This window comes from Pseudonocardia sulfidoxydans NBRC 16205 (assembly GCF_007989085.1).
GTDB lineage: Bacteria > Actinomycetota > Actinomycetes > Mycobacteriales > Pseudonocardiaceae > Pseudonocardia > Pseudonocardia sulfidoxydans.
In genome coordinates this window covers 46,135-56,632 of sequence record NZ_BJVJ01000041.1, presented here as the reverse complement: position 1 = coordinate 56,632, position 10,498 = coordinate 46,135, and the positions used below count along the sequence as shown (strand labels likewise).

The 10,498-nt window shown below is 74.3% G+C and carries 8 protein-coding genes; 6 read left to right on the top strand and 2 right to left on the bottom strand.

Annotated elements, in window-relative coordinates; translation table 11 throughout:
- Positions 1-283 precede the first annotated feature (283 nt).
- Entirely contained in the window at positions 284-688 is a 405-nt protein-coding gene (locus tag PSU4_RS19160) for a hypothetical protein (RefSeq protein ID WP_147110205.1), read from the bottom strand.
- Here PSU4_RS19160 and PSU4_RS19155 point away from each other — a divergent pair.
- Positions 687-1,253: an RNA polymerase sigma factor gene (locus PSU4_RS19155; protein ID WP_147110203.1), complete on the top strand. Its 567-nt coding sequence runs from the start codon at positions 687-689 to the stop codon at positions 1,251-1,253. The two genes, PSU4_RS19160 and PSU4_RS19155, sit on opposite strands and share 2 nt — an antisense overlap.
- 107 nt (positions 1,254-1,360) lie before the next feature.
- On the opposite strand, the gene PSU4_RS19150 is transcribed toward PSU4_RS19155, so the two are convergent.
- Entirely contained in the window at positions 1,361-2,845 is a 1,485-nt protein-coding gene (locus tag PSU4_RS19150) for a dynamin family protein (RefSeq protein ID WP_147110202.1), read from the bottom strand.
- Here PSU4_RS19150 and PSU4_RS19145 point away from each other — a divergent pair.
- The 5 genes from PSU4_RS19145 to PSU4_RS19125 all read left to right on the top strand — a co-directional run bounded on the left by PSU4_RS19145 (position 2,844) and on the right by PSU4_RS19125 (position 10,498).
- Complete coding sequence (locus PSU4_RS19145; protein WP_147110200.1) at positions 2,844-5,213, top strand: dynamin family protein; 2,370 nt, start codon at positions 2,844-2,846, stop codon at positions 5,211-5,213. The genes PSU4_RS19150 and PSU4_RS19145 overlap by 2 nt on opposite strands.
- A gap of 99 nt (positions 5,214-5,312) precedes the next feature.
- Positions 5,313-6,476 carry a hypothetical protein gene (locus tag PSU4_RS19140; RefSeq protein ID WP_147110199.1) on the top strand — a complete coding sequence of 388 codons (1,164 nt, stop codon included), beginning with the start codon at positions 5,313-5,315 and terminating at the stop codon, positions 6,474-6,476.
- A gap of 64 nt (positions 6,477-6,540) precedes the next feature.
- Complete coding sequence (locus PSU4_RS19135; RefSeq protein ID WP_147110197.1) at positions 6,541-7,689, top strand: C39 family peptidase; 1,149 nt, start codon at positions 6,541-6,543, stop codon at positions 7,687-7,689.
- 9 nt (positions 7,690-7,698) lie between these two features.
- The gene (locus PSU4_RS19130) at positions 7,699-8,574 is read left to right on the top strand and encodes a nucleotide exchange factor GrpE (RefSeq protein WP_147110195.1); all 876 of its coding nucleotides are present in this window, start codon (positions 7,699-7,701) and stop codon (positions 8,572-8,574) included.
- Between the two features lie 46 nt (positions 8,575-8,620).
- Complete coding sequence (locus PSU4_RS19125) at positions 8,621-10,498, top strand: Hsp70 family protein (protein ID WP_147110193.1); 1,878 nt, start codon at positions 8,621-8,623, stop codon at positions 10,496-10,498.

Genomic DNA, 10,498 nt, shown 5'->3' with positions numbered 1-10,498 from the left:
GTCATGAGCGACCCGACGTCATGAGCGACCCGACGTCATGAGCGACCCGACGTCATGAGCGACCCGACGTCGTGAGTGGCCCGACGTCGTGAGTGGCCCGACGTCGTGAGTGGCAATAGTCGCTCCAGCGACTATTGCCACTCACAGGGAACGAACGACGCGAACCGTGTAACCCCGGCAGGCCGGTGCGCGACTACGGGGAAGGGGCCCAGTCGCCGGGGCCGGGGGGAGGCGCAGGACCGTGAGCCGGGTGCTGTGCCGTGCTGCGCCGGCCCGCCCCGCGTCAGTAGCTGCCGTCGTGCCAGCCGGTGTCGTGCGCGTCGTCGTGGACCCCGTCGTCACCGGTGTCGACGTGATCGTCGTGCCAGTCGTGGGACTCGGCGCCGCCGGCGTCGGCCACCCCGGAGCCGTACCCGGGGTCGTCGTACGCAGGGTCGTACCCGGGGTCGTACGCAGAGTCGTCGCTGTCGGGCTCGAACGAGCCGGCCCCCGCAGCGGGCGGCGGGACGAGGTCGTCGACGTCGGCGTCGGTGTCGGTCACGGCCGTCGACAACATCCGGCTCCACACCGCGTCGGGCACCGGGTCGGGCTCGACGAACAGGTCGGCGGTCTCCGCCTCGTCGAGATCGTCATCGGGCACGCTGTCCATGTCCAGGTATCCGTCGGCACCCAGCGGGAGTTCGGTCATGGGATCACCCCTCCACTCGGAGGACACCGGGCCGGGCGACGCGGGACGCGCCGCCGAGCTGGAGCTGGTACGCCGCGCCGGCGCGGGCGATACCCGCGCGTTCGCGACGCTCGTCGACGCGCACCGTGACCGCGCCTGGGCCGTGTGCCTGCGCATCACCGGCCACCAGTACGACGCCGAGGACGCGCTGCAGGACGCGCTCACCGCGGCGTGGCGTCACCTGCCGACGTTCCGCGGCGACGCCCGTTTCGGGACGTGGCTGCACCGGATCGCGGCCAACGCCGCGCTCAAGCTGGTGACCCGCCGCCGGGAGGCGCCGGTGGAGGAGGCCCCCGAGGTCGTCGACGCCGGGTCGGACTTCGCGCTGGGGATCGTCGAACGCGACGCCCTCGACGCCGCGCTGGCGCTGATCCCGCCGGACTTCCGCGCCGCGCTCGTGCTGCGCGAGTACGCGGACATGTCGTACGCGGAGATCGCCGAGGCGCAGGGCGTCGGGATCCAGACCGTGAAGAGCAGGCTGAACCGGGCCCGCCGCGCCGTGCAGACGCTGTTGCAGGACGCATGACCGAGCGGTGTTCATGGTCGCCCCTCCTCTCCGGCGGTGTGCACGGTTCTTGGAGCCGCGCAGGGTCCCGAATGTTCCCGAGATCCACGTCACATTCTCGGCAGAGGTCAGAGATCGGCCCCGACGAGTGCGTACGACCTGGTCAGGACGCGTGCGGCCTCGCCGACGCGGGGATCACGGGCGGTCGTCGTCGCGGTCTGGGCCCGGTCCCAGCGCCGGGTGAGCTCCGCCCGCAGCTCCGGCGGGGACATCGGACGGGCGGCGCCGAGGCGTCGCCACGGCTCGTCGTTGTCGATCATGAGGTCGAGCTCGTGGGTGAGGTCACGGGCCAGGGCGCCCGAGCGGCCCGCCAGCAGCTGCAGGGCCCGCAGCTCCGCGATGCGGTGCATCGCCGGCTGCAGCTCGACCTGCTCGATCCGGTCGCGCAGCCGGGCTCCCGCCTCGTAGGAGGCGGGCATGCTGCGCGAGAGGCCGCGCAGCCCACGCAGCACCCGCTCCACCGTCAACGGTATGCAGCGGCGGACGAAGCGGGTGCCGACCAGCTCCTCGACGGGGCTGAGCCCGCTGCGGTGCAGGAGCCAGTTCTGCAACGCGGTGGCCCCGGCACCGGCGACGCCGCGCGCGTAGTTGACCGCGTACGGCCCCAGCTCGTGCAGGACGCGGCCGGCCGCTGCGGCGTCGACACCCTGGGGGACGCCGAAGCGCGGCAGCATCTGCAGGCGTGCGGTCTCGACGGGCTGCAGCGCGGCCAGCGTGCGCGCCTTCGTCTCGGTGACGAGCCCCGTCCGCGCGGCCTGGGCCAGCAGCGCGGCGACGGGCGCGACCGCGGTGAGCAGCGCCGGGTGGTCGCCCGCGATGCGGTCGGCGACGGTCCGCGCCTCGACCATCGGGTCGCGCGGCGACCACGGCCCCGACCCGAACAGGTCGGCGTGCGACAGCACACCGATGACGCCCGCCGCGGTGGAGCCCATCGGGCCCGTCGCGGCCTGGTGGGCGCGGATGAAGTCGATGTCGTCCTGCTTCTCGACGTCGCGGAACAGGTAGAGCAGCGCGCTCGCCTGCTCCACGGCGCGTGCCGACGGCGTCTCCCCCGTCGCGCCCTCACCGATCGCGACACGGCGCACGGCCTCGTCGCCGGGGCGGTCGAGCGAGCCCAGACCGGGCGTGTCGATCAGCGTCATGTGCCGCAGCACGCCGGACTGCAGGAACACCTCGATGCGTTCGATCCGTTCCGCCGGGACGGCCAGCGTCTCGGGCAGTGCACCGTCGAACGGCAGCGGATGGACGGTGCCGTCGCGCAGCACGAGCTGGGCGCGGTCGGGCGCACCGAACCGGTACCAGGTGACGACGCGCGTGCACTCCCCCGCGGCCGTCGGCGCCACCCGGCGCCCGATCAGGGCGTTGACCAGCGTCGACTTACCCGCGGACACCCGGCCGACGACGGCGACGCGCAGCGGCTCGGTGACCGACGCGCGCAGTGCGGCCAGTTCGGCGCGGGCGCCGGGGGCGAGCAGGGCGGGCGCCTCGTCGCACAGTGCCAGGACCGTGCGCGTCATCCGGTCGGTCGGGCCGGCCCCGGCAGGAGGCACCATGGGCGAATCCTATGCGCGGCCACCGCGACCCGGCGGACCGCGCGAGGGGCTGCACGACGAGGACGGGAGTGACGTGATGTCGTCCGACAGGCCCGGCACCGACGACGCGGTCCCCGAGCAGCGCAGGCAGCAGCCGACGTCCGGCCCGTACGGGCGGGGCCCGCGCGAGCCGTTCGTGCGGCGGGGTGGTCCGGTCCCGCCGCCCGGCCCGAACGCCCCGCGGCCGGTCCCGGTCGGCCCTGCGGGACCGCCACCCGCACCGGGCGCGGGCCGCCCACTGCCACCCGGCCCGCCGCCGCCCCGCCCGCCCGTACCACCGCACGCCGCACCCCCAGCCGCACCACCGCACGCCGCGCCCCCAGCCGCGCCACCGCAGGCCGCACCCCCCGCCGCGCCGCCGCAGGCCGCGCCGGCGCAGGCAGCAGAGCCGGACGCCGACGAGAAGGCCGAGGAGAAGAAGGCCGGCGCCGCGGCGACGCCGCGCGTCCGCAAGTCGCTGCTCGGGGGGAGCCTCGTCCGGTCCGGGCTGCCGCTCGACGCCGCCCAGGGCCGGGCGATGCGCGAGACCCGCAAGCTGCTCAACCAGCACAAGCGCACCGACCTCCTCGAACGCCTCGAGGCTCGGCTCGCCGCGAAGCCGGGCCCGCCGGTCGTGGCCGTCGTCGGTGAGGCCAAGCGCGGCAAGAGCTCCCTGGTCAACGCCCTGCTCGGCCGGCGCGAGATCGTGCCGACGGGCGCCGACATCACGACGGCGGTCTTCGTCGAGGTGCACTGCGACGACCCCGCCGCGACGCCCGAGGGGAAGGACTCGGCCGCGCTGCCGCCGCCGGGCGGGGCGAACGTCGTCTTCGTCGACGGCACGGTCCGTACGGTCCCGTCGGGACGGGTGCGGGACTGGGTGGCCGTGGGTGCGCGGCCCGACGGCGGGCAGGGTCCCGACGTCGCGGGTGTGCGCATGCGGTCGGGGCACGGGCGGCTGCCGGGGGCGACGATCGTCGACACTCCCGGTGCGGGTGGGCTCGACAGCGGGCACGCCAAGCTCGCCCTGCAGGCCTGCCGCAACGCGGCGCTGCTGGTGTTCGTCACCGACGCCGGGCAACCGCTGCCGGGGCCGGAGCTGGCGTTCCTCACCGAGGCGTCGCGGTCGGTGGAGCGGGTCGTCATCGCCGTCACGAAGATCGACAAGTACCCGTCGCACGAGCAGGTGGTCGGCGAGATCCGGGACCTGCTGCAGCGGCACGCGCCGCGGTTCGCGTCGTCGCCGGTGGTGCCGGTGTCGGCGGAGCTGGCGCTGCAGGCGACGACGTCACCGCCCCCGCTGGCGGCCGACCTCGACGCGTACTCCGGCGTCCCCGCCCTGGTCGCGGCGATCAAGGAGGGCCTGGCCGACGCGTCGGGCCTCGCGGTCCGCAACGCGCTGCGGACGGCCGACCATGCGCTGGGCGAGATCGCCGACGAGATCGAGCGGACCATCGAGGCCGTCAAGCAGACGCCCGGCGCCGAGAGCGCGGCCGACCGGGAACGCGAGGAGCTCGTCGAGCTGCGGGAGCGGCAGGGGACGTGGTCGCTGTACCTGGACCGCGACCTGCGGCACGCGCGCGGGCGGGCCGTCGAGACGCTGGGCCGGGAGAGCGACCGGCTGCGCGTCGTGTGGCGTGACCGGCTGGAGAAGCGGCGGCTGGCCTACAGCCGGGCGGCCGCCGAGCAGGCGACGAGCGAGCTGCGCGGTGACCTCGCCGCCATGGCCGGTGCCGCGGCGCTCGACTTCCGGGACGCGGTGACGGCTGTCGTCCAGGAGCTGGTCGGCCCCGAGGAGGCGGCGATGATGCTGCCGACGAGCGGCGCGCAGTCGGTCGTCGACGCCGTCGATGCGGGGCGCACCGCGCCGTCGGGGATGCGGAAGCTGTTCGACCCGTCGCTGCTGTTCATCTCCAACTCGGCGGGCACGACGGCGTTCCACATCGCCGCCCCGGCCGGGGCCGCGGCCGCCGCGGCGGGGGCGCTGGTGCTGCCGTTGACGATCGCGATCGTCGGTGGCATCTCCGCGCTCGCGCTGATGACGCTGTTCCGGCAGGGGCAGTCGGCGCAGCGGCGGCTGGCGGACTGGGCGTCGGAGGAGGTGGTCCGGGTGCGGGCGGCCACGACCGCGGCGCTCGACGACCTCGTCAACGACGTGAAGCCCGAGATCATCGTCGCCTACCGGGCGGTGCTGTCGGCCCGGATCGCGACGCTGGACCGCGTCATCAAGGAGGCCCAGGCCGCCGACCGCGCCGACGCCCGCGAGCGCGGCATCACCGTCTCGGGACTGCAACTGCAGCTCACGGCCCTGCGCGACCAGCAGAAGGAGCTCGCCACGCTGCTGGGCTGAAAAACTTCGGAACTCGTCGGAACAAACTCGCGGGCCCCCGTCTCCAATCACTGTCCGCGCAAGGCGGGCCCCCGCAGACACGAGGAGACGGAGCCGGCGATGAGCGACCCGACCTTCACCGACGACCACACCACCACCGTTGCGGCGTCCGACCAGGGCAGCGACTACGCCGACCCCGGCTACGCGGACACCACCACCCACGACGACAGCAGCTACGACTCGGGCTACGGCTCCGGGTACCAGGTCGTCGACCGCAACGACAACGGCATCGACGACACCGTCATCGTGGAGCTGGCCCCGGGCGTGCAGGGCGCGATCGTCGACGTGAACGAGGACGGCACGCCCGACGTGGTGCTCGTCGACATCGACGGCAACGGCAGCTACGACGCGTCCATCCAGCCCGACGGCAAGGGCGGGTTCGTCGTCTCGGTCGACACCGACGGCGACGGCCGGCCCGACGAGTCCCGCACCGTCGGCCGCGACGAGCTCGACTCCGTGTTCCCGGGCCTGGCCGAGGTGCTCGACCCGTCCGGCACCGGCGCCCACAACGGCACCGTGTCCGACACCAGCGGCGGCGGGTCCGGGCAGCCGGTCGTCTACGACACGAACGACAACGGCATCGACGACACCGTCGCGGTGGAGCTCGCGCCCGGTGTGCAGGGCCTGATCGTCGACGTGAACGAGGACGGCACGCCCGACGTCGTCATGATCGATCTCGACGGCAACGGCAAGATCGACACGATGATCAAGGCCGACGGCAAGGGCGACTTCGTCATCGGCTACGACGACAACCAGGACGGCAAGGTCGACCGGCAGGAGCCGATCACCCGCGAGCAGCTCGACGCCGCGGTCCCCGGCCTGGCCGACGTGCTCGACCCGTCGACCGGCGGCCACAACACGACCGTCTCCGACGGGGCCGTGGGTTCGCCGTCCGACCCGCGCGAGCTCGACACGGACAAGAACGGCGTCACCGACGCGGTGGCGTTCCAGATCGCGCCCGGCATCCAGGCCGTCGCCGTCGACCCCGACGAGGACGGCCGGTTCGACGCCGTGCTGATCGACATGAGCGGCGACGGCACGCTCGACACGATGGTCGCCCCCGACGGCAGCGGCGGCTTCGTGATCGGCTACGACGACGACGGCGACGGCCAGGTCGACCGCCAGGAGACCGCGACCCGCGCCCAGCTCGACCGGGCCGTCCCCGGGCTGGCCGACGCCCTCGACCCGCGCGGCGGCTCGGGCGGCGGCGGGCGCAACGTCTGATCCCCGTAGTCCTCTTCTCCCGGCCTCGGTTCGCGGGCCACCCGACACGAGAGCGAGACCTGCGATGTCCGACGACCCGATCGACACCACGCACGACGGCGGCGGCACCGACCTGTTCGACCCCGCCACGTTCCACGACGCCGGCGTCCCCGACACCTACGAGACCACCGGCCTCCCGACCGACGGCTCAGGGATCGTCGACGGCCACCCCGACACGACCGAGCCGCTCGTGCAGATCGCGCCCGGCGTCGACGGCCGGGTGATCGACACGAACGCCGACGGCACACCCGACGCGGTCGCCGTCGACGTCGACGGGGACGGCGACCTGGACGCGACGATCACCCGCGACCCGGCCGGCACGTTCACCATCGGCTGGGACGACGACGGTGACGGCCTGGCCGACCGCTACGAGACGGTGACGAAGGCGCAGCTCGACGCGGTGCTGCCCGGGGTGGCGGCGGCGCTCGACCCGGCCGGCGCCCACGGGTCGCCCGCGGACACGCCGCCGCCGGTGGAGGACGGCCGCGTCGTCGGTGACCCCGAGGAGTTCTCGCAGGTCTGGTTCAAGCAGGCCGTCAACGGCTTCTGCATGCCGTCGAGCGTCGCGCAGATCATCTCGGTCTACACGGGCGAGACGATGACCGACGAGATGCAGGTCGTGCAGGCCGCGAACCAGCTGCAGCTGTGGTCCGTCGGCGGCGACGGGGTGCCCGGCATGACGTCGGAGAACGCGGTGACGCTCCTGGAGGCATACGGCATCCCGGTGGAGCTGACCCACGAGCTGATCGGCGACCACGCCCTGGCGGCGCTGGACCAGGCGCTGGCCGACGGCCGTGGCGTCATCATCACGATCGACAGCGGCGAGGTCTGGTACGGCGAGCAGGCCGAGGACCACAGGCTCGACCACGCCGTCGTCGTGGCGGGCATCGACTACGACCGCGGCGTGGTGCTGCTGTCCGACCCGGGCAACCCGAACGGCAACCTCGAGGAGGTCCCGATCGAGGTGTTCATGGACGCCTGGGCCGACAGCCGATACGAGATGATCACGTGCGACGAGCCGGCCGCCGCACTCACCGACGGCCCGGGGGGCGCCGACGGTGCGGTCGCGGCCGGTGGGGCCGCCGCGTCCGGAGAGGGGCTCGATGCGGTGTTCACCCGTCCGTGGGCGATGCTTCCGGTGACGGTGTCGATCTCAGGACCGGGCGGGGCGTAGGAGGACGGCGTGCAGAAGTCGCTTCACCCGGTCCGCGGGGCCGTGGCGGTGCTGGTCGCCGCCGCGGCCCTCGGGCTCGTCGCCGCGTGCGGCGGTGGTGGGGACCCGATCACCCCGGCCACGGCGAGCACCCGGACGCAGCAGGGTGTGCCGTTGCAGGGCGCGCCGGAGGGCAGCCGTCTCGCGGGCGCCCCGGAGCGCCCGCAGCTCACCGTGCAGACGCTCCCGCCCGAGGGCCCGCTCGCGGGCGACCCGCAGGCGCCGGTGGTGACCGGGACCGGGGTGTCGCGGGGAGTGCTGCCCCAGCAGCCCGCGGAGCCCACGGGCGTGCGGTCGCCGGTCGCGACGATCGGTGGCGAGCCGGAGCCGACGGCGGCCGAGTCCGGTGGCGGTCCGGGCTGGCTGTGGATCGCGCTGGGGGCCGTGGTCGTCGCGGCGCTGGCGTTCCTGGGCGGGCGCCTCTCCGCTCCCGCCCGCGGCGCGCACGCGCCCGCCGGCCCGCCGCCCATGGCACCACCCGCCCGCGCACCCCGCGGACCGGAGCCCGGGACGGGCCCGATCCCGCTGACCGCGCCGGTCGCCGCGCCGCCGCGGCCCGGGCCGCGGGAGGCCGCGCTCGTCGACGGCATCATCGGCGCACACGACCTGGCTGCCGACGAGGCACAGCAACGGCACCTCGAACAGGTCCTGCGCCGCACCGGGATCGTCCCGGTCGTGCCGGCGCCGGGCAGCCTGCTCGAGCACGGCGAGGTGGTCGGGACCGCACCGGCCGCATCGCCCGACGAGGTGGGGACGGTCGCCGACGTCGTCCGGTACGGCTGGGCCGACGGCGGCTCGATCATCCGGCCGGCACAGGTCATCGTGTACGTGGAGGCAGCGGAGTGAGCGTCCCGGCCACCACCCCGACAACCGCACGTGTGGAGCAGTTCTCATGAGCGCCGGCTGGATCCTGTCGATCGACTTCGGGACGACCAACACCGTTGCCGCGGTACGCATGCCGGGTGGCGAGATCCGCTCCGTGCGCCTGTCCAGCGACGCCGACCAGATGCCGTCGTGCGTGTTCGTCGAGGGCCGCGAGATCGTCGTCGGACAGCCGGCGGCGTCGCGGGCGATGTCGGCGCCGACCCGGTTCGAGGCCACGCCCAAGCGCCGCATCGGCGACGACACCGTCCGCCTCGACAACCGGCAGGTCCCCGTCGTCAACCTGGTCGCGGCCGTGCTTCGGCAGGTCGCGACGCGTGCCGTGGCGACGGCCGGTGGCACGCCGCCCGACCAGGTCGTGCTCACCCACCCGGAGGCGTGGGGGTCGCGACGGCGTGAGCAGCTCGCGCAGGCTGCGCAGCTCGTCATGCCGACACAGTTGAGCCTGCTGTCCGAACCCGTCGCCGCCGCCAGCTGGTACCTGCGGGCCACGCGGCTGCCCGCGGGCCGCCGGGTCGCGGTGTTCGACTTCGGCGGCGGCACCGTCGACGTCGCCGTGCTGCGCACCGAGCCGGGCGAGCAGAGCGGGTTCGTGGTCGCGGCGTCGGCGGGCGAGGACCAGCTGGGCGGCGAACACATCGACCGCAGGCTGCTCGACTGGGTCGACGCCGAGCTGCGTCGCAGCGGCCGCACCGACATCGCGGAGCGCCTGGAGTCGCCCGACGAGGTCGCCGGCTGGCTGACCCTGCGCGACCAGGTCCGGGCGGCCAAGCACGCGCTGTCGGAGTACCCGTCCGCGCACATCGCGGTGCGGACGGTGCAGGGCACGGCGTCGCTGCTGATCACCGTCGAGGAGTTCGAGCGGATCATCGCGCCCGACATCGACCGGGCGGTCGCGCTGACGACGAAGGTCCTCGCCGACGCCGGCGCGAAGGGCCCCGACGACCTCGCCGGCTTCTACCTGACGGGCGGCACCTCGCTGATCCCGCTGGTACAGCGCCGGCTCGCGGCGGTCCTGGGCCGCACCCCCGCGACGCTCGACGACCCGAAGCTCGTCGTCGCGCTCGGGGCGGTGTCAGCCGCGGCGGCCGCACAGCCGACGGCCGGCCGGCCTGTACCGGGTGCGCCGCAGTACGCGGGCGGCGGGACGGTGCCCCCGGTCGTCGCGAACGCCGGGCACGGCGCCCCGGTGTACGCGGGCCCGACCGCGCCGGCCGCGCATGCCGGAGGCGGGCAACCGCCGTGGGGCAGCGGGCCGCAGGGCTTCGCCGACACCGCGCAGCAGCCCAAGGGCTCCGGGCGCGCCAAGTGGATCGCGGTCGCGCTCGCCGCGGTCGTCGTCCTGGCCGGTGCGGGTGTCGGCGTGTGGGCGCTGGTCCGTGACGGCGGCGGCGGGGGTGGCGGGACCACCACGACGACGGCGAGCTCGACGTCGACGACCGCCAGTACGACCAGCAGCACCACGACGACCGCGCCCGCGCGCTACACCAGCCCCTACGCGGCGTCGGAGATCATCCTCGACCCCGACAAGAAGTGCACCCAGGGCTCGGGCCTCACCGACCTCGACGTCGAGGCGATCATCTGCTCGCAGCCGCAGTACACGCAGTCGCTGATGAAGAACAAGGCGTCGTCACCCGACGAGTACCTGGCGGCCCTCAAGCGCAAGTTCACGACGCCGTGGAACAAGATCGGCCAGGACACCCAGGGCTGCGCCGACGAGTACCTGACGAGCTACACCGACACCGACAACCGGCCCGTCGACCTCGTCGTGTTCATCTACCGCAACCGGCCCTTCGTGTGGTCGATCTCGTCCTACTCGGACAAGACGAGCCGGGAGACGACGCTCGCGGCGTCGCTCGACGTCACGGACCCGACCCGGCTCTGCTGA

What these genes read in the sequence shown, in the direction of transcription:
- PSU4_RS19145 (WP_147110200.1), top strand. Translation starts at nt 2,844, where the DNA reads ATGGGCGAATCCTATGCGCGGCCACCGCGACCCGGCGGACCGCGCGAG.
- PSU4_RS19150 (WP_147110202.1), bottom strand. Translation starts at nt 2,845, where the DNA reads ATGGTGCCTCCTGCCGGGGCCGGCCCGACCGACCGGATGACGCGCACG.
- PSU4_RS19125 (WP_147110193.1), top strand. Translation starts at nt 8,621, where the DNA reads ATGAGCGCCGGCTGGATCCTGTCGATCGACTTCGGGACGACCAACACC.
- PSU4_RS19155 (WP_147110203.1), top strand. Translation starts at nt 687, where the DNA reads ATGGGATCACCCCTCCACTCGGAGGACACCGGGCCGGGCGACGCGGGA.
- PSU4_RS19140 (WP_147110199.1), top strand. Translation starts at nt 5,313, where the DNA reads ATGAGCGACCCGACCTTCACCGACGACCACACCACCACCGTTGCGGCG.
- PSU4_RS19160 (WP_147110205.1), bottom strand. Translation starts at nt 688, where the DNA reads ATGACCGAACTCCCGCTGGGTGCCGACGGATACCTGGACATGGACAGC.
- PSU4_RS19135 (WP_147110197.1), top strand. Translation starts at nt 6,541, where the DNA reads ATGTCCGACGACCCGATCGACACCACGCACGACGGCGGCGGCACCGAC.